General features: G+C 66.8%; 1 pseudogene. It reads right to left on the bottom strand.

Annotation, left to right across the window (positions count from 1 at the left end):
• Positions 1-146: 146 nt before the first annotated feature.
• Positions 147-26,099, bottom strand: a pseudogene (locus tag CAP_RS50715) (SDR family NAD(P)-dependent oxidoreductase); the annotation flags it as partial.
• Positions 26,100-26,107: the final 8 nt, after the last annotated feature.

Raw genomic sequence — 26,107 nt, 5'->3', positions numbered from 1 at the left:
GTGTGCTCCATCGGCGCAGCCTGGCCTGCCGCAGCGGGGCCTCCGCGCGCGGGGCCTCCGCGCGCGAGGTCGCCGCGCGCAGGGTCGCCGCGCCGGGCATGGGAGCGGGACGCCTCCTTCTTGAGGGTCTCGAAGAGGTGCTCCGCCAGAGAGGCCACCGTGGGGTGTCGGAACACGACCGAGGGCAAGACATCGAGAGACAGGTCCCGGGACAGCTCGCCGAAGAACGCGAGCGAGTTGATCGAGTCCAGGCCCAGATCGGAGAAGCTCTGCGCTGCGTCGAGGTTCTCGAGGTCGAGGAGCTTCCCGAGGCGGGTGATGAGGTGCAGTTCGAGCGACCCCAGGGTGACCTCGCTCCGCGACAGCGGCGGCGATTGGTCCGTGCTCGCCCCACCTTCCTCAGCGTGCAGCGCGGCGCGCGCGGCGCGACGCGGCTGCACTCCGGTCGGGCGTCGCTCCATGAGGGCGATGTACTCCTCGAAGAACGGGAGCCTGTGCATCCCCCGGTTCGCTCGCGAGTACCGCTCCCAGTCGACGTCGAAGGCGATGCTCGCGGCGATGTCCCTCGTCAACACCTCGTCCAGGATGGACAGGCCGAGATCGGGCGACAGCATGAGCATGCCCATGGCCTCGAAGAAGGCTGCGTGGTCGTACTCGACGGCCATGCCAGCCCCGCTCCAGTCCGTCCATCGAATGACCTGCGCCGGCAGGCCGCGGCGTCGCCGCCATTCGCCCAGCGCGTCCAGAGAGGCGTTCGCAGCGCCGTAGGCGCTCAAGCCGAACCCTTGCATCCCTTCCACCGAAGAGATGGATGAGAAGAGGCAGAAGTAGCGGAGCGGATCGCGCTCGGTGATCTCGTGAAGCGCCCAGGCGCCATGGAGTTTGGGTCCGACGATGCCCATGAGCTGCTCCGTGGTCACCTCGCTCACGGGGATGATGCCGGTGGTGACGCCCGCCAGGTGGAAGACGCCGGTGACAGGGAGCCGCAGCGCCTTCCTGACGGCGTCGAACGCCTGCGTCAATGCGCGGGGCTCGCTCGTGTCAGCCTGGAGGTAGTGGATGGAGACCCCGCGGCCGCGCTGCTTCTCAAGGAAGGCACGGATGCTCGTGCCGGGCTCGAGGATCGGATGGTTCAGCGCGCTGTCGAGCGGCTTTCTGCCGACGAGGACGAGCTCGCGCACGCCCTTCTCGATGAGCCATGCCACCAGGGTGAGGCCGATACCGCCGAAAGCACCGGTGACCACCATGCAACCGGACGGATCGAAGGCGGTCGCGGAGGTGCCCTCCTGGTGGAGACGTCGCAGTCTCTGCACGAAGCGTTTGCCTGCCCAGAGCCTCACCTCGGTCTCCTGGGTCTCCGTGCTCAGCTCGCGGTGGACCCGCGCCAGCGACGCCTCATTCAGGACGTCGACGTGGAGGATGCAGCTCCGTAGCTCCAGGTGCTCGTAGCGCAGGAAGCTGAAGTACTTGGACGCCGTGCACTGAAGTGGATCCGGCGCGTCTCCGGAGCCGCAGTTCAAGAGCACCACCTTGAGGTCTCGCTTCGTCAGGGTGAGCGCGAACGTCTTGATGAACCGCTCGATCCGCGCGAGCTGCGCCCTGAGCTCGTCGTCTCTGCGCGCGTGGGTGTAGCGCTCGACGTCCGGCGTGGACCGTGCGAGGAGGATGCAGTCGACCGCATCGAGATCGAGCGCGCCGAGGAGCGCGCGCAGGTCTGCCTCGCCGAACGAAGCCTGACCGCCAGGGTCGGGGAGGAGACGCTTGACGGTCGTCGCTTGCGCGAACGTGAGCCGGTCGAGGAGCAGAGGGTCATCCGACAGGACGAGCACCCTCTCGATGGGTCTGTCGATCGATGCGGGCCCCAGGGACTCGCTTTCGAGCTCCCTTTCCACCCACCTCGTCTCCAGCATCCACCGCGCGAGCATCTCCTGGCGCTCGGCGCTCTCCTGTCGCGGCAGTTCGGCCTTGCGCGTGCCCTCGGTGGCCTTCGTGGGGATCCAGTGGCGCTTCCTCAGGAACGGGTAGGTGGGCAGGGGCAAGCAGCGGCGCGGAGACACCTCGTCGAACCCGAGCTCCCAGGGAACATGGGCCCCCTGCACCCAGATCCGGGCCAGCTCGTGAAGGTCGCGGCGCTCCAGCAGGACCTCCGCGGTGAACTGCTCTTCCTCGGCACTGTGCAGCTTCCTCGCGGCCCCCTTGAGCGCGAGCGCGTCGCCCTCGTGAAGGCTCTTGAACCCCTCGTTTCGTGTCTTCTCCGTCTCGTACTGCTGGAGCTGCGCGAGGAGGTCCGCGGTGTCCCTCGCCACGAACGCCAGGCGGTGACGCAGGAGCGGCCTTTTCGTCTGCAAGGTGCAGGCGACGTCCTCCAGTGCGTACGCGGTGCCGCTGGGGGCACCGCACGCGGCGCGGAGGTTCCGCACGAGCGGGAGTAGCTGCGACGGGAGGTGAGCCGACAAGGGGATGACCTGGGCCTGGTTCGGCCTCGGGGAGGCCGCGGCCCGAGCGGCCTGCGCCGGCGCTTCCTCGACGATCACGTGAACGTTCACGCCTCCCGCCCCGAAGGAGCTGATCCCGGCGCGCCGGGGCAACGTCCGTCCTTCCCGCGCGGGCGCCTCCCAGCGGGTTTCCCGTTCCTGGACGTGGAACGGCGACCTTGCGAAATCGATGTTGGGGTTCAAAGGGCCGTGGAGCAAGGAGGGGACGAGGGTCTGGTGCTGGAGCTGCAAGACGACCTTGGTCAGTTGCGCGATGCCCGCCGCTGCCTCTCCATGACCGATGTTCGACTTCACGGAGCCGATGGCGCAGACCTGCGTCTGCGAGGTGTGCTTCGAGAACACGTCGGTGAGCCCGCGCAGCTCGATGGGATCCCCGAGCGCGGTGCCCGTGCCATGCGCCTCGATGTAGCTCAGGGTATCGGGCGAGATGCCGGCCTGCTGGAGGGCGGCCTCGATGGCCATCGTCTGGGAGACCGGGTTCGGCACCGTGTACCCTTGCGTCTTGCCGTCGTGGCTGACGCCTGTTCCCTTGATGATCGCGAGGATGCGATCTCCGTCTGCCACAGCCTGCGCATGGGGCTTGAGCAGCACCGTGCCCACACCCTCACTCGGAACGTACCCGTCGCCACCGGCCGCAAAGGCGTGGCAGCGCCCGTCGCTGGCCGCGAAGCCGGAGGCGCACAGCGTGACGTACTTGCTCGCATGAAGCGTGAGGTTCACGCCACCCGCCAGGGCGACCTCGCATTCGCCTCGCTTCAAGCTCTCGCAGGCCAGGTGAATGGCATACAGCGACGAGGAGCAGGCGGTGTCGATGGTGAAGCTCGGCCCGGTGAAGTTGAAGGCGTAAGAGACACGGTTCGCGATGGAGTAGGTCTGCGAGCCCGCGGGGTAGAACGGCGCCTGGTCCACCGAGGCGTCCGCGGCCAGGAGCTGGTAGTTGTTGAAGCTGGCGCCGGCGAATACGCCAATGCGGCGCGGGTCCCTCTGCCAGGTGGGGCCGATGTACCCTGCGCTCTCCAGGCACTCCCAGGACGACTCCAGGAAGAGGCGCTCCTGCGGATCCATGACGCCCGCGTCCATCGGGGAGATGCCGAAGAAAGGCGCATCGAACCCATCGAACTGATCGAGGAACCCGCCCCACTTGCAGTAGATGCTGTTGCTCTTCCCTTTCTCCTTGCTGAAGACAGCGCGAACGTCGAAGCGTTCGAGGGGAATCTCGGTGATGCAGTCCAGACCTGCACGCAGGTTCTCCCAGAAGACGGCGAGATTCTCGGCCTTCGGATACCTGCCGCTGATGCCGATGATCGCGATGTCCGGGTCGGCGAAGCCCCTCGTCGCGCTCGGCTTCGGTGCCACATGGGCCGACGGGGCCGGGACGGGAGCCACGGCCGCAGGCTCCTCTTCCCCCGCACCAGCCACCGCACCATGCGCTCGCGCACCTTCCGGCTCGCGTTTGAAAGCCTCAGCGAAGGCGCTCGCAAGGTAGCTCGATAGCTCGGTCAGCGATTTGTACTTGAAGAAGAGCGTCGCATCGAGCTCACCGAGCCGGTCCTGCAGGCTCTTGTTCATGGACGCGATCATGATGGAGTCCAGCCCGAGCTCGCCCAGCTCCGCGTCTGCGTCGATGCGCTCACGGGGTATCTTCGTGACGTCCGAAGCAATCCCGAGGAGCAGGTCCAGCGCGTCCCTCCGCGGGTCGGCGTCGAGCGCTCGGCGCACGCGCTGCCGCTCGGGCCGAGGAGCAGGGGCGGGACGCTGAAGGAGTGTCGCCTGTGGCTCCGCTGCAACGGAGGTCGGACTGAGCGTCACCCAGTGACGCTCCCGGGCGAAGGGATAGGTTGGAGCGCTGATGCGGCGAGGTCCACGGTCCGTTGCCTGACCGAGGTCCGCGCCGTGGAGACGCCGCCAGTCGAAGCTCAGCCCCTTGACCCAGACGTCCAGGAGCCTGGCGAATTTCCCCCTGGTGACCCAGGCGTCGATCGCCTTCGCCAGGTCGTCATCGGCCGTGAACGCAGCGATGATCTCCTTGTTGGGTCTGGCGCGTCCCGCATGGATGCCGTCCCCAGGGTCCGCCCCTCCACCCAGCGCCGCCGCCGCGAGATAGCTCCTGAGCTTCTCTGCAAGCTCGCCGAGGGACGTCACCAGGAATCCGAGGCGCTCTTCCATGGGCTCTCGCCCGACCTGGAAGGTGAAGGCGAGATCGGCGAGATCGAGGTCGGGCCGTGTGGCCTGCCCATCGCCGCGGGAGGCCGGGACCTCTGCGGGCCCGGGAGCCCACTCCCGGGCTCGCCAGAGGTGCGCGACGATGGAGGCGATCGAATCCAGCGCGCTCCAGTCCTCCGGCTCGACGTCCACGCCGAAGGCCTGCCGCAGCTCGTTCCGAAGCCGCTCCAGGCAATCCTGCCCCACGCCGTAGTCCGCGAGCCTCTGCCCCTCTTCGAGTTCTTCGGCGCCGACCTGGAGAATCTCGGCCAGCCGCGCGCGGACCTCCTCGGCGAGGTGCACGCGCCCTGCGTGCTCGACGGCCTGCCTCCCCTCTCCTCCGCCGCTCCGTGGGCGACTCTCGCTCCCTCGCGGCGCCTCGATGAAGGCGAGCAGGCGCGCGGCGTACTCGCGGAGCCGCTCCCCGTTCTGTGCGGAGAGTGGGACGACGAAAGGCCCACGAGGCTCGGCGACGCAGGTGCGCACTCCGGGGACGTACTCCTCGATCACCACGTGGGCGTTGCTCCCGCCCGCCCCAAACGAGGAGATGCCTGCAATCCTCGGGCACTCGCGCGCAATCGGGCCTTGCGCTCCCGCCGCGCCGCCTCCTCGCACCTCGATCAGGGGGCGCTTCCACTCCGTGAGCTCCCGCTGCACGAAGAAGGGGCTGTCCTCGAAATCGATGTTGGGATTCAACGTGTCGGCGTGGAGAGAAGGCACGATCAACCCGTGCTTGAGCTGCAGAAGGACCTTCGTGACCCCCGCGATGCCCGCAGCGCTCTCGCAGTGACCGATGTTCGACTTGGCAGACCCGATCGCGCAGAACCCTCTCTCTTTCGTGAGCTCCCGGAAGGCCTTGTTCAGGCCCGTGATCTCGATCGGGTCGCCCAGGGATGTCCCCGTACCGTGGGCCTCGATGTAGCTGATCGCTCTCGGATCGATACCCGCATCCCTGAAGGCGCGGTCGATGACGGAGCCCTGCGCGCCGGGGTTCGGGACGGAGTAGCCGTTCGTCTTCCCGCCATGATTGATGGCGGTCGCCCTGATGACACCATGGATGTGATCACCATCCGCGATCGCCCTGGAAAGCGGCTTGAGCAGCACCGCGCCCACGCCCTCACCGGGTACGTAGCCGTCTCCGCCCACCCCGAAGCTCTCGCAGCGTCCCTCGCTCGAGAGGAACTTGCCCTGGCTCAGCAGAAGGTACTTGTTCGGGTGCACGGAGACGTTCACGCCCCCCGCGATCGCATAGTCGCACTCACCACGCTGCAGGCTCTGGCAAGCCAGGTGAATGGCCGTGAGGGACGAGGAGCACATGGTGTCCAGCGCGATGCTTGGACCATTGAAATTGAAGAAGTACGAGACCCGGTTGGCAATGGACGCAGCGCTGCCATGGAGCGCCATGGGATTTCCCCGGCTCGTCTCCTGGGCTCCGTAGAGCTGGTACTCTTCGTACATGACGCCGACGTAGACGCCTACCGACGCGCCTCCCTTCTCTGCATGGGCAAGAGATCTGCGGGTGTAGCCGGCGTCCTCGATGGTCTCGTGGACGCACTCCAGGAACAACCGCTCCTGCGGGTCCATGAGCTCGGCCTCGCGCGGCGTGATGGAGAAGAACTGCGGATCGAAGCGATCCACGCTCTTCAGGAATCCGCCCCACTTGCCGTAGGTCTTTCCTGGCCTGCCCTTGTCCGGATCGAAGTACAGGCTGTGGTTCCAGCGCTCCTCGGGGATCTCGGTGATGCAATCCCTGCCAGCGCGAAGGTTCTCCCAGAACTCGTGCAGATCGTCGGCCTGAGGGTAGCGCCCCGCGACGCCGATGATGGCGATCTCCAGTCCATCGGGATCGGCGTTCACAGCAGGGCGACCCATGGATGGACGTGGATGCGCGCGCGCCCCCCCGTGACCATCGGCCGGGTGCTCGCTCGCCAGCATGGGGACTGGAGCGGTGAGGAGCGGCGCGGCAGGTGCCAAGGCCGGTGCGCGCGCAAGGTCGGCCAGATCGTCCCCTAGCGCTCCCTTCAGCGCCTCTGCGCGGGTCTCCAGGAAATGATCGACCACCTCCTGAAGGGTCCCGTACTCGAAGAAGAGTGTCTTCGAGAGAGGTCCGAACGTCGCCTCCAGACGGTTGGTCAACTGGATGACCATGAGGGAGTCGATGCCGTACGCCTCCAGAGGCGCGTCCGGTTCGATCCGGTGGGGCGGCAGCTTGAAGGTGGAGGCGAGCATCTTCGTGAAGAACTGAACCGCCTTCTCCCGGAGGGCGGTGAAGGTTTCGCGAGGCGCGCTCGATGCGGGGACGACGTTCTCTCGAGCCACGGCCTGCTCCCGCCCCGGGAGCCGTCGCCCGAGGAGCAAGGCCTCCAGGCGCTCCCTGTCCCCTTCGAAGACCATCACCCTGGGCAGGTCAGAGGCGAGCGCGCGTGCCAGCGCGCGCAACCCGGCCTCCGTCGACATCGCCGTCATTCCCGCGCTCTCGCGGAGCAGATCCGCGCGCTGCGCGTCGAGCTGCATTCCGCCGTGCTGCCACAGGGGCCAGTTGATCGAGAGGGTTCGGCCCGTCCTTTCCCCGGTATCGACCAGGGCCTGGCGGTGGTCGGCAAAGGCGTCCATGAACCCGTTGGCAGCGGCGTAGTCCGCCTGCCCCAGGTTGCCGGTGACGCTCGCTCCCGAGGAGAACAGCAGGAAGAGGTGGAGTTCCATGTCGCGGGTCGCCCGGTCCAGATGGACGGTGCCGGCGACCTTGGGAGACAGGACTTCGGAGAGCTCCACCGCGGTCTTTCGCAGAATGAAGCTGTCGCGGTGGACGCCTGCAGCATGGATGACGCCATCGAGCGGGCCATGCGCATCACGGATGTGCCGCACCAGACCGTTCACGGCGGGCTCCTGGGAGATGTCTGCCTGGCAGTACTCCACCCGTGCTCCCAGCGCTCGCAACGATTCCAGGGCGGCGCTGCGCGCCTCGCCGAGCGGAGAGCGTCCTGCGAGGACCAGGGTGACGCCCGTCGTCGTCTCTGCAATCTCCCTGGCGAGGATGAGGCCCAGACCCCCTGCGCCTCCCGTGATGAGATAGATGCCACCGTCCTTCCAGGGCTTCGCGCGCCGTGCCGCAGGCGCCGTGAGGCCCTCAGGTTCGAGCTCGCTCCAGCCTGCAACCTGTCGGGTATCCCGGTGGTAGCGGACGAGCCTGTCCTCGGGGTGATGGCGGTTCTCTTCGAGCTTCTCGACGAGCCCGAGGAGATCCTGATCCGGGCTCACGATCACGACCTGTCCGAAGATGGCAGGGTTCTCCAGCGCAGCGGTCCTGAGCAGTCCGGCGAGACCGGTGAGGAGCAGGTCCTCTCGGCGGGCAGGGATGACGACCTGGACCAGCGCTTCCCCTCCGGCGTGAGTGCCAGCGCGGCTCGTCCCGAGCAGCGCCTGGACCTCCCCGAGGAGGCGCAGCGTGTCGCTCTGGAAGCGCTGTTCGATGGTCCTCTCCACGGATCCGGACTGGATGCAGGAGACGCCGCTCAGCTTTGCCTCGATGGCCGCGGTAGAAATCGTCGGCGAGGTGAACGCGTCCGCCCCGCAGAGCAGGACCAGGCGCCTCGCGAACGCCACCCCGGCCCGCGCCACGGCAGACCTGTCTTGCCAGACTGGCCTGAGCATCAAGGGTGCTGGCAGGGAGGAGCGCGGGGCTCCTGCGAGATCGCGCGTGTCTTGCAACGCCCGGAGCACGAGCCCCCGCAGGCGCACGCGCACCCTCCCCTGGTCGTCGCAGGCGTCGATGTCGAGCTTGCGATGCCGCGGGTTCTCCCCCCCTGTCGTGGGGCGACGCTCCGGGGAGGGCCGCACCCAGGCCCACATCGTGGAGGCGCACGGACCGAGAAGCTCGAGCTCCTGCACCGCAAAAGGAACCAGAGGCGCCTCCGGCATCATGAGCCGTGACGTGCTCGGGTCGAGGGTGAGGCCCACGGAGGCCTGCAGGAGCGAATCCATGAGCCCCGGGTGAAGGACCATCTGCTCCGGGCCGTCGGATTCGCGCAACGGCGCGGAAGGTAGCTCGATCCTGGCCAGGACCTGATCACCACCCAGGAAGATTTCCTGAATGCCCTGGTAGGTGGGGCCGTACTGGAGGCCCAGGCGCCGGAAGGCTTCATAGCAGCGGGAAGCCTGGAGGACGCCTCGACTGCACTCTGCCCTCAACCTGGCAAGGTCGAGGGATTCCGGGGCTGCGGAAGGGTTCGGGCCGTGCACGGCCACCGCCGTTCCCTGACCATGCACGACAGGCGTCTCCGGCGGCCCTCCCGTGGAGCCCTCGGTGCTCACTGGCGCGCTCCGGATCTCGTACCGAAGCGTCATGACCTCTCCGGCACTCGCGGTGGCTCGCCCCTCGGTCAGCGCGAGAGACACCTGGATCTCTCTGGCCCGGGCAGCCCGCTCCTCCACCACAGTGGTCACGCCTGTGGGGGCGCCCTCCAGGACGAAAGGCCTCGCCCAGACGATGTTCTCAAGCCGCACGAGCGCTGGTCCTCCCCCGTGCTGCCGCCCGGAGGCCAGCTCGAAGGCGGCACGGACCATTTCGAGCTGAGCGACGCCCGGCAACGTCCTTCGGCCCTGCACGACGTGATCTGCGAGGAACCACTCGTGGCCTGTGAAGCGAGAGCTGAAGCGCTGCGCGAAGAGGTTGGAGGTATTCCGGTGCAGCAAGGGGTGAAGCACCGCAGGTGTCGCCTGCAAGGCCGAAGCGAGTGCAGGCGTGAAGCGCGGGGACGCGTCACCGGAGGCCCAGTAATGCTCCCTGGCGAAGGGGTAGGTCGGCAGGTGGACCCGAGCCGGACGCGCCTCTCCATACCTCTCCTGCCAGGGAATGTCGTATCCCTGGCAGTAAAGCTCCGCCAGGGTGCAGAGCGTCGCTCGGTAGCGGCCAGCATCCTGGGAGAGCGATTCAAGCTCACCCACGAGCTCGCGCACGTACCGCCGATGTGCCGCCTGGCCCGCGAAGCTCCGAGGGACCTTCCCCTGGAACACGCCGGGCATCTTCACCTTCGCGTCCTTCGCGATGCCCGACCATGCCTGGAGGGCCTCCTCGAGATCCTGAACGACGAGCGCGCACCGATGCTGAAAGTGGAATCGCCCCTGGAGCAATGTGTAACCGATGGCCTCGATGCCCTGCCTGCGTACCTCCGCGTCCTGCAGAGCGGCGACCAGGTCGCGCGTTCTCTCCTCGAGTGCCTCTTCGGTCTTGGCCGAGAGCACGAGGAGGTGAAAGGGGGCCGGCTCCGCGATGGGTCCGCGGTGACGGGAGTGACTCTGTAGAACCACGTGAGCGTTGGTGCCGCTCATGCCGAAGGCGCTCACCGCCCCGGTCCGCCTGCGCACGGGGTCGCTGGGCCAGGGCTTGTTCGCCCTGTTCACATGGAAAGGGCTGTTCTTCCAGTCGATGTATTCGTTCAGCGTCTCGCAGTGGAGGCTCGCCGGGATGGTCTCGTGGCGGAATGCCTGCACCAGCGCCATGAGGCTGACGAGCCCAGAGGCGGCGAAGGTGTGCCCGAAGTTCGTCTTCGTGGAGATCAGGGCGCATGACCCATTCTTCACGCCCTCGGTCCCTTGCAGTGCCTTGAAGCAGTCCACGAGGGCATTGACCTCCACGGGATCGCCGAGCTTCGTGCCCGTCCCATGCGTCACGATGAGGTCGATCTCTCCGGGGTCGACACCGTGACGCTCATAGATGGCTTTCAGGAGGTTGGCCTGTGCGACGCCACTGGGGGCCGTGATGCCGTTGGTCTTGCCGTCGTAATTGATCCCGCTCCCGCGGATCACTGCCCGGATCGGGTCGCCATCTTTCTCGGCCTGCGAGAGCCTCTTCAGCACGACGACGGCCACGGCTTCTCCGGGGACCATGCCGTTGGCCCTCTGGTCGAACGCAAAACATTTGCCGTCCTCCGACAGCATCCCGGCCTGGCTCATTCCGAGGTAGGCATGGGGCGTGAGCATGAGGTTGACCCCGGCCACGATGGCAGTGTCGCACTCTCCGCGCTGCAGGCTCTGACAAGCCAGGTGCACGGCGACGAGCGCCGACGAGCAGGCCGTGTTGATGGTCATGACCGGCCCGTCCAGGTTCAGGAAATAGGAGAGCCGAGCCGCGAGGATGCCATTGTGGTTCGAGGTGACGTTCCGGTCCTGCGCGAGGAACAGGTAATCGCCATCCTCGGCTCCCACGAACATGCCCACCCTGCCGGCTTCGATGTGGCCGGAGCCATAGCCGGCATCTTCGAGCGCCTTCCACGCCTCTTGCAAGAGGTGCCGGTGCCTCGGATCCATGCTCTCCGCCTCTCGGGGCGAAAGCTCGAAGAACAGGGGGTCGAATTCGTCGACGCCAGGGATGAAGCCGCTCCACATGCACTTCAATCCGCCCTTGTTCGGCTCCCCCTCGTAGGTCCTCCAGTCGAAGCGCTCCGCGGGTATCTCTCGGATCGTATCCACGCCACCCGCGAGGACCCGCCACATCCCTTCGATGTCGCGGGCTTCCGGGAATCTTCCACTCATCCCGATGATGGCGAGGGGCTCCGGAGGATCCTTCCCATCGCCACGAAGAGCTGGCGTGGCCCTCGGGTCGCTGTCTACAGAGGCATCGCTGGCAAGTGCTGCGCCGCCACCAGGCGCTTCGGACGCGGAAGCTCCCGCATCTACCTCCTCGACGGCGTTTCCTGGCCGCGCGTCGGTGTAGAAGCGCCGGAGTTCCTCCAGGTGCTCCATCGCGAGATGCCGGCTCAACCGGTCGAGCGTCGGGTGTCCGAAGAACACCGACGGCATGACGTCGAAGGGAAAGGAGCGGGTGAGCTCGGAAGCCAGGTTCGTCAATCCGATCGAGTCGAGTCCGTAGTCCGAGAAGTTGACGTTCCCCTCGAGCTGTTCGGGCGGCAGTTTGACGATGCGGCCCGTCGCGGCTCTGAGGTCCCAGGCCACGCGCTCCTCGATCGCCGTCGCTTCACGCTCGGGTGGCTGCTGGGAGAGCGCGCGCTCACGGGGCGATGCCGCTCTCTCGGACGTCGGAGTCGCCGGGTTCGCGTCGTGCGTGCTCGACAAGCCCGCGCGCGGGGCGGGCGGCGCAGGGACGCGCGCCGGAAGCCCCAGGAACCTGTAGATGCGCGCGGGCTGGCCGACGAGGAACAGGTGCTGTGTCTCATCATCGTGCAGGATCCGGTCGAACGCCTCGAGCCCCTCCTCCGTCTCCAGCAGCCGCTGACCGCTGGATTGCAGGTAGAGCTTCGCGCTCTCCTCGACAGTTGACCCGTGAGGCCCGCCGACCTTCATGCCCCCCTCTCGCCAGAGAGGCCAGTTGATCACGATGGCCCTTCCTCGACGCGCCCCCTGCTTTCTCAGCTCGTTGCGGTGGTGGGCGTAGGCGACCTGAAAACGGTTGCCCATCGCGTAATCGCAGGCGCCGAAGTCACCGAGGATGGCCGAGCTGGACGAGAAGTAGCAGATGAAATCGAGCGGCTCGTCGGCGAGGACCTCGTCGAGCGTCAGCGTTCCGCCGACCTTCGGGTCGATGACCCTCCGAAATTCTTCCGCGTCCTTCTCGAAGATGCTGCGGGCACTCTCGATGCCTGCAGCGTGAATGACGCCGTGGATCGGGCCGAGCGTCGCCCTGGCCTGGGCCAGCCCTTCCTTCATCTGGTCCGCATTGCACACGTCCGCCCTCAGGTAGAGCACCCGGCAGCCCAGTTGCTCCAGCTCGGTGATGACGGAACGACGCTCCGCGGTGAGAGGTGCCCTGCCGATCAGGATGAGGTTCGACCGCGGGCCGTCCCCCGATTGCCCGGCGAGGTGTCTTGCGAAGACAGTCCCGAGCCCACCCAGTCCCCCTGTGATGAGGTACGTCCTGCCCGCGCCTGCGCTCGCCAGAGAGGGCTTCACCCCCGTGCTCATGTGCCTTTCTCGGACCACGAGCTCGTGGCGCTTGCCGCCAGTCAGCAGAACGCTTCGTGGGTGCTGCGCGCAGAGCTCCCCCCACAGGTTCGCCGCCCAGACGCGAATGGCCGGCTCGCTGTGGAACGCCGCCGCATCCAGGATGGCCGTGTACACACGGGTGCCCGGGAGAACCATCCCCAGCGAGCGCTCAAGGCCGATCCAGGACTCGACGTAGCACCGTCCGAGCCCGTCCTCGAAGGGAGCCGCAAGGAGGATCCGCCGGGGCCGCGTCGCGCTAGAGGACACGGCCTTCAGCAGCGCCAGGAGGGCGGCTGGATCCCGGATGAACTCGGGATTCTCGAACGCGCCCAGATGAATCGCCGCATCGATCTTTCCGTGATGCTTCTCGGCCTCGCGCAGGGCTTCTGCGTATGCGCTCTGGTCGTGCGCAGCGGCGAAGACGATGGTCACGCGGGGCGCGAGATCCTTCATTGCAGACACGAAGGCCGCGCGTTGCTCCGGGCTCGAGAGGAAGCAGAGCAGGGTCTTCACGTCCGACGGGGAGCGCACGAGATCACGCTCCTGCCAGCTCTCCTCGAAGAACAGCCGCTCGGTGGCCGCCTGCGCGTCGGGGTGTGAAGGGCTCGACCACGCCCGACCCTGGGCCGGAGGATGAGCGGCTGGGGCGCTCTCCTCGCCGACCTTCTCCACCGCCGATCCCCTGAGCGACACGGCTCCCGGCTCCGACACCCAGTAACGCTCTCGCGAAAACGGGTAGGTGGGCAATGCGATCATGCGCGGCACGGGATTGCCGAAGCACTCCTCCCAGGAGAACTCGTATCCCTGGCAATACAGGTCCGCGAGGGCGAACAGGATCTGCTGGTACTTGCCTCTGGCTTCGTGGGACGGCGCCTCGCTCGCCCACCGGCTCTGCGCCTGCGCCTCGCGCACCACGTGAGCGCGGATGAGTTCATGGCAGGTCACCTCTCGAGGCACTTTCCCACGGAACAAACTCGGGACCCTCTCCCGGGAGTCGACCTGATCCCAGACGCGCGCGGCGTCGTCGAAGTCCTGGACCACGATCGCAGCGCGATGCTGGAAGTGATGGCGGCCGTCCATCAGGGTGTGGCTCACGCTCGCGAGTCCCTGCGCGCGGATCGCTTCGTCCTGCATGGCCGCGCTCAGATCCCGGATCCGCTCGCGCAGCGCCGCTTCGCTCTTCGCCGAGACCACGAGCAGGTGGTAGGGCGCGCGACGCTCGATCCCCTCACGCTTGCATGAATAGCTTTGCAGGACTGCGTGGGCGTTGGTGCCGCTCATCCCGAAGGCGCTCACCGCGCCCAGACGTTCACGAGCGTCGCGCGCCGGCCAAGGCGTGAGGGCCTTGTTCACATAGAAGGGCCCCGCCGCACGGGTGAGGTGCTCATTCTCCTCCTGGCAATGCAGGCTCGGTGGGATCTGCTCGTGCCGGAAGGCCTGCACGAGCGCGATGAGGCTCAGGAGCCCGGACGCCGCGAACGCGTGCCCGAAGTTCGTCTTGCTGGAGGTCAACGCGCAGAACGCCTGGCGGTGCGCGTCTGCCGGCCCCATCACGGCCTTGAACGCATCGCTCAAGGCCTTGAACTCCACGGGATCGCCGAGCTTCGTCCCTGTCCCATGGGTCACGATGTGCTCGATGTGCCCCGGGTCGATCCCGAAGCGCTCGTAGACGTCCTTCAGCAGCAGAGCCTGCATCACGCTGCTGGGCGCGGTGATCCCGTTCGTCTTTCCATCGTAGTTGACGCCCGTCCCCCTCAGGACGGCGAGGATCGGATTGCCGTCACGCTCGGCATCCGCCAGCGGCTTGAGCACCACGACCGCGATCGCCTCGCCGGGGACCATGCCGTTTGCCCGGCGGTCGAACGCGAAGCATCTCCCGTCTGGCGAGAGCATGCCCGCCTCGCTCATCCTCAGGTACGGCTCCGGGGTGAGCATCAGGTTGACCCCGGCCACGATGGCTGCGTCGCACTCGCCAGCACGCAGGCTGAGACAGGCCTGGTGGACAGCGACGAGCCCCGACGAGCAAGCCGTGTTCAGGGTCAGGACGGGGCCGTGGAGGTTCAGGAAGTAGGGAAGCCGCGCGGCCATGACGCCATCGTGGTTGCCCGTGAGGCCTTCCTTCACCAGGCGCTGGTACTCGCCCTCCTCCGCGCCCACGAACATTCCGATCCGGGAAGCGCAAACCTGACGCGCGCCGTAGCCAGCATGTTCGAGCGCCCTCCACGCCTCCTGGAGCAGAAGGCGCTGTCTGGGGTCCATGTTCTCGGCATCGCGCGGCGAGATCTCGAAGAACAGCGGGTCGAACTCGTCGATCCCGGGGATGCAGCCAGTCCACTTGCAGTTCGTCTTGCCCGGTGCGCGCTCGGCGCTGCTGTAGAACGCGCGCCAGTCGAAGCGGTCTGCGGGTATTTCCTCGATGACGTCACGACCCTGCGCCAGGATCCCCCACATTTCCTCGATGTCGCGGGCTTGCGGGAAGCGGCCGCTCATGCCGACGATGGCGATGGGCTCCGCATCGCGGGAGGAGGCGTCCCGTACCCCTCGCCATGATCCCGCTCGCCTCGCCGACTCCTCCGACCGGCCCACGTCGCCCCTCGCGCGTGGCCCCGCTTCCGCCGCGGCCTCCTCGCCGCGACGCGGGCCGTGACGTGGGGAAGAGCCAGCAACCTCGCCCTCGCCCTCGCCCTCTTCCGCGTACAACCGCTGGACGGCTTCGGGGTGCTCATCGACCAGGTACTTCGAGAGCGCCTCCAGCGTTGAATACCCGAAGAACACCGCCGGGGTGATCTCGACACCGTAATGAGCCGTCAGTCGCGCGGCGAGCTCCGTCAGGTTGATCGAGTCAAAGCCGAACTCGGACAGGTTCTCTTCGATGTCGAGCTGATCTCGCTGGACACCGAGGAGAGCGCTCGTGATTGCCTTGAGTTCCCACGTCACGCATTGCGCAACGCTGAGGCCCCTCTGCTCCGGGCGTCGCGGCCGCGCCGGTGCTCTGGAAACGTTCATCGGGGAAGGTGAGCCGCCCACGGGGGAGACCCGCAACGTCTCTGACCGAGCGCGGTCGCGCTGCCCACCGGGGTCTGGAGGGTCAGAGAGCCAGTGTGTCTCCCGGGCAAATGGATAGCCGGGCAGATCGACCCGAGGCGGTCTTCTGTCGCCGAACAACCGCCCGAAGAAGAGCGCGTAGCCCTGGCAGTGAAGCTCGGCGAGTGCGAGGAGCACCTCCTCGTAGCTTTCTGGATCGCTCCTCAGCGCCCGGCTTCGCTCCAGCAGTTCCTGCGCATGACGAGCGATCGCTCTCTGTCCGGTGAAATGTCGCGGTACTTTCCCGACGAACAGGTTCGGCGCCTTCTCGTTCGCCTCGAAGCGGCGCCACGCAAGCACCGCGTCCTCGGGATCCTGGACGACGATCGCCAGGCGATGCTTGAAATGATGCCGGCTCTCCAGCAACGTGGAGCTCACGGCAGAAAGCCCCTGCTCGAGCGTTCGGGGGCTCTGCAAGGCTTCGATGAGCTCCCGGAACCTCGCCCGAAGCGCCTCCTCGGTCTTCGCGGAGGTGGCGAGCAGGTAACAGGGCGCATCGTCCTGTCGATGCGGCGCCATCCTCTGGGAGTAGCTCTGCAACACCACGTGCGCGTTGGTGCCGCTCATTCCGAAGGCACTGACTGCGCCGAGGCGCTCTTTCCCGGGAGCGTTCGCCCAGGGTCGGCTCGCCTTGTTCACGTAAAAGGCGCTGTTGGCCCAGTCGAAATGCTCGTTCTCCTCCTCGCAATGGAGACTCTGCGGAATCGTCTGGTAGCGAAAGGCTTGCACGAGCGCGATGATGCTCACCAGGCCCGACGCGGCGAAGCTGTGGCCAAAGTTGGTCTTCGTGGAGGTCAGCGCGCACGACCTGGGCTTCGCACCGGCGCCCTCCGACAGGGCCTTGAAGGCATCGTCCAGTGCGGAGATTTCAATGGGATCCCCCAGCTTGGTGCCGGTTCCGTGGGTCACCAGGTACTCAATGTCCCCCGGATCGATGGAGTGACGCTCGTACACCGCCCGCAGGAGCTTCGCTTGCGAGACGCGGTTCGGCGCGGTGATCCCGTTCGTCCGGCCATCCTGGTTGATCCCGATCCCGCGGATCACGGCCCGGACAGGGTCGCCGTCCTCCTGCGCCTGCGAGAGCCGCTTCAGTACGAGCACTGCCACGGCCTCTCCAGGGACCATTCCATCGGCGCGCCGATCGAAGGCTTTGCACCTCCCGTCTAGCGAGAGCATGCCCGCGTCGCTCATCTTCGAATAGAGGCTTTGCGAAGGCATCAGGTTGACGCCAGCCACGATCACGGTGTCGCATTCACCGCTCCACAGGCTATGGCACGCCTGATGCGCAGCGACGAGGCCCGACGAGCATGCCGTGTTGATGACCAGCGCCGGCCCCTCCAGGTTCAAGAAATACGAGAGTCGCGCAGCCAGGAGGGCATTGTGGTTCGCCGTGATGCCCCCCTCGTTCAGCAGCGACTGAAACTCTCCCTCCTCGGCACCGACGAACACCCCGATCCGGCTCGCCTGTAGCTGTTCGGGCCCGTAGCCCGCATGCTCCAGGGCGTTCCAGGCTTCCTGCAGGAGGAGGCGCTGCCTCGGATCCATGCTCTCTGCTTCACGCGGAGAGATCTCGAAGAACCGGGGGTCGAACTCGCGCACGCCGGGGATGCAGCCGCACCACATGGGCTCGCTCTGGCCGTGGTCGCCGAGGGCCCCCTCCTCGAAGCGGTCCACGGGAGCATCGGTCACCGTGTCGCGACCGCTGGCCAGCACGGCCCACATCTCCTCGATGGTGCGGGCCTGCGGGAACCTGCCGCTCATGCCGATGATCGCGATCGGCTCCCGGTCCAGCGCTGGCTCGCCCCCCCTCGAGGACTTCGCCGCCGCATGCAGGGGCACCCCCTCGGGGACCTCTTCCCGGGGAACTGCGCGCGGAGGCTCCGGTCGGTAGACCTCGCGCATCCGCTCGCCGTGGGTGGTCAGGAGGTAGCTGGTCAGAAGCTCCAGCGTGGAGTGGCCGAAGAACACGGTCGGCGAGATGTCGAGGCCATAGAGACTGGAGAGCCGGCGCGCGAAGTCGCTCAGCCCGATGGAGTCGAAGCCGAAATCGGCCAGGTTGGTGTCCAGGTCCAGAGCGTCACGGCCGACCTTGAGCAGCTTGCTGCTCAGCTCCACCAGGTCCTGGACGACACACGCCTCCACGCTCAGCCCCCGCAGCTCCGGCCTCTGCCGGGTCGCCGTCCTCGCCTTCTCGTGTCTCGGTTGCGGCACCTCTGCTTCACGCGGCGTGGCTTCCGAAGTGCTCACCGACGGAGGCGAGAACGAAAGGAGGCGGCGGACGCGCGCTGGCTGTCCGACCAAGATCAGCTCCTGCGTCCGACCGCCATCCACGATCTCGTCGAAGAGCCTCAGCCCTTCTTCGGTCTCGAGGAGACGTTGACCGCTCGAGGCCAGGTAGAGCTTGAGCTGTTCGTCGGAGCCACGCGTCGCATCGCTCCTCACCCCACCGAAGCCCATGCCACCGTCTCTCCAGAGGGGCCAGTTGATCGCGACGGCGCGACCCTGACGCTCCCCCCGAGCCCGCAAGGCGTTGCGATGATGGGCGTACGCCATCATGAAGCGATTGCCCATCGCATAGTCGCAAGAACCGAAATCGCCCAGGATCGCTGAGCTGGAGGAGAAGTAGCAAATCAGCTCCAGCGGCTCCCCCTGGAGCACCTCGTCGAGCACGAGGACGCCCTGCACCTTCGCATCGAGGACCTCCTGAAAGCCCGTGACCTCCTTCTCCAGGAGCGACGCTGCGCTCGCGATCCCCGCCGCGTGGATCACCCGTCGAATGCGCCCGAAGCGCTCCTTCGCGGGGCTCAAGCTCGCCTCCATGCGCCGCGGATCGCACACATCCGCTTGCAGGTACATCGCCTGAGCACCGAGTCCCTCCAGCGCACGCACCTTGGCCTGCTGCTCCGGACCGAAGCTCGACCGGCCCAAGAGGACGAGATTCACGAGGGAGCGGCCATCGACAGGGTGAAGTCGCGTCTTCGCCAGGTGGGTCGCGACGAGGTAGCCCAGACCGCTGCATCCGCCCGTGATCAGCCAGGTGACCCGCTCCGCGTCGCGTGCTGCGCCGGTTTCGGGACGGCTCTCCTCTTTCCTCGGTCCCCCGGACCGTTCATCCAGGATCTGGAGCTCGCGGACATGGCGCTTCCCATCCCGGTAGAAGACGCTCCGCGCCCCTCCTGCAACGAGTTCCACCCAGACCTTCTCTGCCCAGTCCTTCATCACGGGGCCAGGCTGCGGCCCCCGATCCTCCCGCATCACCACGAAGGCACGCGTACCCGGGAATACCCAGCGCAGAGAGGGCTCCAGGGCGACCCAGGACTCCAGGTAGCAGCGCTCCAGCGCGTCCGAGGTCGCCCCGGCCAGCACCAGGGCACCGGGCCGGGACTTCAGGCCGGCGATAGCCTGGAGCACGGGCACGATCGCGGCGGGCTCCTTCAGGAGGCGGGTGTCCTCCAGCGCCACGAAGTGAACGATGGCGTCCAGTGGACCGTGCTCCTGCTCGATCCTCTGGAACGCCTGCTCATGGACGGCATTCGCAGCGAGAAAGAAGACTCTGGTCTGCGGCGCGAGGGCTCGCATGGACTCGAAGAACCCGCGCCTGAGCTCCGGATCGGAGAGCAGGCAGACCAGATTCCGGATGGATTCTCTGGCAGGCGCTGCGGTCTGTGCAGGCGCCTCCTCTCGCCATGTCTCCTCGATGCGCATGCGCTCGAACGACTCCGGAGGCGCGGTGCCCGGAGCCACCTCCTGAACCGGGCCGAGGTGACCACCCGAGTTCTGCTCGACCCCGGTCAGTGCGACCCGTTCCGCAGGGGCCGCCGTCACGGCGGGGACATCGGCTTCAGGGATCCAGTGACGATCCCGCGCAAAAGGATACGTCGGCAGAGGGACGCGCCAGGCTTGCTCTTCTCGATGCAGCGCTTGCCAGTCCAGCTCGACCCCGGCGACCCAGAGGCGCGCCAGCTTGAAGAGGTCGCCTTTCGCGAGGAAGACATCGATCAGGCTCCGACCTTCATCCCCCTTCAGGAGCATGTCGAGCGCATCCTTGCTCTTCCTGGCATTGCCCTCGTGGAGTCCCTCGATGCCCGTCACAGCCTCTGCGTACCGCGCGAGCTTCTCTTCCAGCTCGTCGAGGTCGGAGACGGAGAGCGCGATCCGCTCTGCCATGGCCTCGCGGCCCGTCTGCAGGGTGTAGGCAAGATCCGCGAGCGAAGGCCGCGCACCACGATCTCGCAGGAACACGGCGAGCCTCCTCGCGTACTCCCGCAGCCTGTCCTGGTTCGCGGCCGACAGCACCACGAGCGCTCGCCGCGTGCTCCCTGGAACGGATGGAGGCCTCGAGCCTCGATGCTCTTCCAGCACGACGTGAGCGTTCGCGCCGCCAAAGCCGAAGGAGCTGACCCCCGCGCGGCGGGGGCCATCCTGCGCTTCCCCGAGGGGCTCCCAGGCGCGCGTCTCCCGGGCGATGTAGAAAGGGCTCCGATCGAGCTGGATGTACGGGTTGAGCTCCTTGAAGTGGATGCTCGCGGGGATCTTCTGGTGCTTCATCGCGAGGACCACCTTGAAGATGCCGGCGATGCCCGCGGCGGATTCGAGGTGCCCGATGTTGGTCTTCACGGATCCCACGCCGCATACCGGCTCCCCGGGCATCCGCTTGCCCCGCTGCTCGTAGAGCCTGGAGAAGGCGAGCTTCAGCGCGTTGATCTCGATGGGATCTCCGAGAGAAGTCCCCGTGCCGTGGGCCTCGATGTAGCTCACGGTCGCGGGATCCACGTCCGCGCGCTCGTAGGCGTCCACGAGCAGTTCCGCCTCCGCGGAGGGATTGGGGGCCGTGAGCGAGGTCGCGCGACCGCCGTGGTTCTCGGCCGTACCCAGGATGACGGCATGGATGTGGTCGCGATCCTCGATCGCCTTGTCCAGGGGCTTGAGCAGGAGCGCCCCCACCCCCTCGCCGCGGACGTAGCCGTTGGCGTTCCTGTCGAAGGTCTTGCACGCGCCGTCGTCGCTGAGCATGCCGGCGTCGCTGAAGGCCAGGGTCAAGAAGGGACTGAGCATGACGTTGACCCCACCAGCGACTGCCAGCTCGCACTCGCCGCTCTGGATGGCCCTCACCGCCCTGTGGATCGCGATCAGAGAGCCCGAGCAGGCCGTATTGACAGGCTCGCTCGGGCCGCGCAGGTCGAGCAGGTAAGAGACCCGGTTCGCCAGGATCGAATGCGCGATCCCCGTGGAGGTGTAGGCCTTCACGTCCACGTTCGCCTTCGTCAGCAGATCCAGGTAATCGATGCCCCCCACCCCGACGAAGACCCCCACCTTGCGGCCTGCGAGCGCCGCAGGCCTGTAGCCTGCTTCCTCGATCGCGCTCCACACCGTCTCCAGGAAGAGACGCTGTGAGGGATCCATCAGCTCCGCTTCGCGGGGGGAGATGCTGAAGAACCGGCTGTCGAACCTGTCCACCTCGGGCATGAAGCCGCCCCACTTCGCCCGCGTCTTGTTCGGCTCCTTCGCCGGATCGCCGTAATGATCCCTCCAGTCCCAGCGGTCCCCGGGAACCTCGGTGACAAGGTTGTCTCCAGCCTCCAGATGCTTCCAGAAAGCTCCCAGATCGGGAGACTGAGGCATCCTCCCGCTCATCCCGATGATGGCGATCCGCGTGGGCGCCAACCTGGTGGCAGCGGCCTCCGGAGGCCTGCCGTGGTGTCTGTCCCGCGAGATCGGGACGGACGCCTGGAAGCGGTTCTGGTCCCTGTCCCTCGGGGTGGTGGACGCGCGCTCCGGGGAAACGTTCACGACCACCTGTCGCGCTGTCGTGTCCGCGGAAGGTGCAGCCAGGTGCATCGCCTGCTGGATCTTGCTGCCGTGCTCCTGGGCCAGGTGTCGGCTGAGGGAGCCGAGCGTGGCATTCTCGAAGAAGATGGCCGGGGTGATGCCGAGGTCGTAGCGGCCATTGAGCTGGTTCGCGAACTCGATGAAGGTGATCGAGTCGAAGCCGTAATCACCCACGTTCGCATCGTCATCGATGTCGCTCGCTCCTCTCGCGAGAATCTTCGCCGCGATCGCCCGGAGGTCTGCCCCGAGCTTCTCTTCCAGCCGCGGGTCCAGTGCTGGCCCGTCCGCGAGCTTGGCCGAGCTCGCGCGCGAGAGCTTCAGGGTCTGTCGGATCTTGGTGCTGTTCCCTTCCAGGACGCAGAGGTTGTCGCCTCCCAGCGAAAGAGCCTCGGCGAAGGCCGCCAGACCGGCGTCCGTGGACAGGGGCACGATGCCCATGCTGCCGACGAGCAACCGCTCGCTCTCCGCGTCGACCCGCATTCCACCGTCCCGCCACAGCGGCCAGTCGATGGACACGCTCACTCCGGAGCGCCGCCCCTGCTTCCGTTGCTCCTCGCGCCAGTCGGTGAAGTGGTCGAGGAACCGGTTTGCATAGGCATAGTCCGACTGACCCATGTTCCCGATCAGGCCGGAGATGGACGAGAAGAGGACGAAGAAGTCGAGCGCCTCGGCCCTCGTCGCCTCGTCCAGGTGAATGCATCCGAGAACCTTCGGGGCGATCACCGCGTCCGCATCGGCCTTGCTCTTGTTCTTCAGCAAGGAGTCCCGGAGCGTCCCTGCGGCGTGGATGACGCCGTCGATCTTGCCGAAACGGGCGCGGACCTCCGCAATGGTCCTCTCGACGTCTTCCTTGCACGCGACGTCCGCGCGAAGATAGAGCACCTGCTCTTCCCCCTGATCGAGCAGCGCGACCGCCTGGGCCTTCTCGCCGTCCAGGGGTGAGCGGCCGACCAGCACCACCCGAGCACGGTGACGGGATCGCAGAAACCGGGCGAGATGAAGGCCCAGTGCGCCTGCACCACCGGTGATCAGGTAGACGCCGCCCTCCTTCGGACCGACGGCGCCCGCGCCTCCACCCGCGTCCGCCGCCGGGCTGATGGCAGGCCCCGAGGCCGAGGGAAGCTCTTCGATGACGCGTGAAAACCGCTGCCCGTCCTCGTAGCGGACCTCGACGTCCTCGGACCGGAGCTCATGGGCGACGATCTGCGCGAAGCTACCCGGAGACTGGAGGCTGACCGTCTTGCAGGAGAACCTGGGGTGCTCCACGTTCAGCGTCTTCGCAAACCCGCCGAGCCCTCGAAATACCGGATCTGGCGCGCCGTCCTCGAGGGAGACCAAGAGGAGCCGCGCCACGACCTGCTCTCGCAGCAGCCCCTGGGCCAGCAGCAAAGCTGCGTGAAAGCCCATCGAGAGACGCTCTTGCACCCCCTCGATGGCGGGCTTCACGTCTCCCCGTGACCAGAACTGGACGACCAGACCCGGTTCCTTGCCGGCCGCCCTCAGGGACCTCAACAGCGCCAGATAATCGTCGGAGTTCGCTGGATCGATCCCGTAGCTGCCATCCGCGTTCGCCTGGAAGGTCTCGCTCGGCGTCACCAGCAGGACCTCTCTGCCGAGCTGCTCGGCCAGGGGGGCGCGCCTCTCGGCGGAGCGGTCCAGGAGCAGGACCGGACGCACCTGGTCTCCCTGAACGGGAACGTCGGCTGCGGCCTCGGTGCGCTCGGCGAGGGAGGAGGGGCGCCAGACGCTCCGGAAACGCATCCGCTCGCGTGGCCTGGTCTCTCTCCCGTAGGGTCTGTAGGAGAGGTTCTTGAGCTTCGCGAGGACCTGGCCGTCCTCCGCCAGGATGTCGATATGCATCCGCTTCTCGCCGAACTCGGATGCCCCGGCGTTGCTCGCGAACGTCGCGTGGCCGTAGCATCGCTGCGGGAGCGGACGAAACACGTCAATCTCGCCCAGAGAGTACGGGATGTAGAGCTTGTCGCCGGAGCCCATGTCTCCAATCAGACCCAGCAGAGTCTGAAGCGCGCCATCCATGAGCGAAGGGTGGAGTACGTACCGAGGGGCATCCGCATGCAGGTGCCGGGGAAGCTCCAGGAGACTCAGCGCCTCGGTTTCGTTCGCTTGAAGTGCGTTCAGCGTCCTCAGGCCAGGGCCATACTCGAGCCCGTTGTCACTGAAGAGCCGGTAGCACTCCTCCACCGTCATCTTCCTGGCGCATCGGGCCTTGATCGCTTCCAGATCGACAGGAGGAGGAGACGCGATGTCCTCGTACCCCAGCTTGCCCTGGGAATAGAGCACGTTCGTCCCCTTGTCCCCCGGCCCGCTCACCTCGTAGCTGACCGAATCAGCTTCCGGGAACAGGCTGATGTGAACCTCTCGGGGCCCATCGGTGACGATGACCGGCCTCACCCAGGCGACGCTGGAGATCCGTGTCACCCTCCTCCCGCTGGACAGTTCCCCCGCCGCAATCGCCATCTCCAGGTGCGAAACACCAAGGAGCGTCTTCTTCCCGGCAACGAGGTGATCGGCCAGGTAAACCTCGCTCCCGGAGAACTGCCTGGAAAATCGCTGCTCGGCGAAGGTCGAGGTGTTTGCCTCGATCAGGGGGTGGACCCCGCGATAGGCCTCTTCCGCGCGCGACGAACCCTTCTCGCCACTGACCCAGTAACGCTTCGGTGCAAACGGATACGTGGGCAGAGGAATGCGCCGGGGTCTCTGGCTCCCGTGAACCTGACGCCAGTCGACGAGACCCCCTGCCACCCACCGGGAGGCCAGCGCGGCCGCAGCCGCTTCGTCGAGCCTGTCGCCCGGAGCGCTCAGCGCCCCTCCTTTCCGCTCGTTCTTCACGGTCCCGAGGAACAGCCCCTCGATTCGCGGCTCACCACGCCGGAAGGCGGCGAGCCTTTCTTTCAGCGTCGAGACGCTCGCGGCCACGATCGCCAGCCTCTCCTCCATGGAGTCTCTGCCCACCTGCAAGGTGTAGGTCAGGTCGGAAAGAGACACGGAGGCCGAACCCTCCAGGAAATCCTCGAACCTCTTTGCGTAACTCTCGAGCCGCTCCCGGTTCCGCGCCGACAGCACGAATACCCAGGGTCCCTCCTCTGGCGCTGCGGTAGACGCGGTCAGGCCCCGGTGCTCCTCCACCACCATGTGCACATTGGTGCCGCTGAAGCCGAAGGAACTCGTCGCCGCCCTTCTCGGGTGTCCGGTGGGAGCCGGCCACGGGCGCGCTTGGGCCGCCGTGAAGAATGGGCTGCTCTTGAAGTCGATGTGTTCGTTCTCGGTCTGCAGGTGCAGTGACGCCGGGATCTCCTGGTGCTTCACGCACAGCAGTGCCTTGATGAAACCCGTGATGCCGGCCGCGATCTGAGCATGGCCGATGTTCGTCTTCACCGAGCCGATCGCGCAGAACTGGCGCTTCTTCGTGAACTTCCGGAAAGCCGCGGTCAGACCCTCGATTTCGAGCGGATCGCCCAGCTTCGTTCCGGTGCCGTGCGCCTCGACATAACCGATCGTCTCGGGATTGATCCCGTACTTCTCGTACACCTCTGTCTCGAGCGCGGCCTGGGCGAAGGCGCTGGGCACCGTGATCCCAGGGGTCCTGCCATCCTGATTCACACCCGAGCCCACGATGACACCATGGATGTGGTCCTCATCGCGAATGGCCGCCTCCAGCGATTTCAGGACGACCACGCCGACGGCCTCGCTCAGGACAATCCCGTCTGCGCGATTGTCGAACGCTTTGCAGCGGCCGTCACTCGCGGACAGCATCCCGCCGAGCCTGGAAGCCAGCACGAAGAGCTCGGGGGTACTGAACACCATGACCCCGCCCGCGAGCGCCATCTCGCTGTCGCCGTTCCTGATGCTCTCGCAGGCTAGATGAACCGCGACGAGCGACGAGGAGCAGGCCGTATCCACCGCAATGGATGCGCCCTTCAGGTTCAGGAAATAGGAGATGCGTGCGGTCAGGATGGACGCGGTGTTGCCGGTCAGACTGTAGGCATCGGCTTCGGTCCCCTCGCTACGCAGGTGGGTGAGGTAGTCGCCCGTCACGCAACCCACGAAGACGCCGCACTTCTTGCCCTGCAGATCGCGGGAGGCATAACCCGCATCCTCGAGCGAGGTCCACGCCTCCTGAAGAAAGAGACGCTGCTGAGGGTCCATCAGCAACGCTTCGCGGGGAGAGATGCCGAAGAAGTCGGCGTCGAAACGGTCGATGCCCGCGAGGAAGCCTCCCCACTTGCTGATGCTCTTCCCCGCCCCGGCGGTCCCCGGCTCGTAGATCTGCTCGACATCCCAGCGATCCGCGGGGATCTCCCGGATCGAATCCCGCCCCGCGCGGAGGTTTTGCCAGAGTTCATCGGTGCTGAGGGCGTCCGGGAACCGACCCGACATGCCAATGACCGCAACTGGCCTGCCGGTCCGCGCGGGCCGTGTCGCGCCGACCGGTGGGCTCGCTCCTCGCTTTGCTTCCTTGTAGAGCCGCAGCGCCTCCTCGGAGGTGATCCGGCCGCTCTTGACCAGCTCGAGGATCTCGGATTCCGTCATCTTGCCGT

Source organism: Chondromyces apiculatus DSM 436 (assembly GCF_000601485.1).
Lineage (GTDB): Bacteria > Myxococcota_A > Polyangia > Polyangiales > Polyangiaceae > Chondromyces > Chondromyces apiculatus.
The sequence above is the reverse complement of the archived record's forward strand: the minus strand, read 5'-3'. Positions and strand labels throughout refer to the sequence as shown.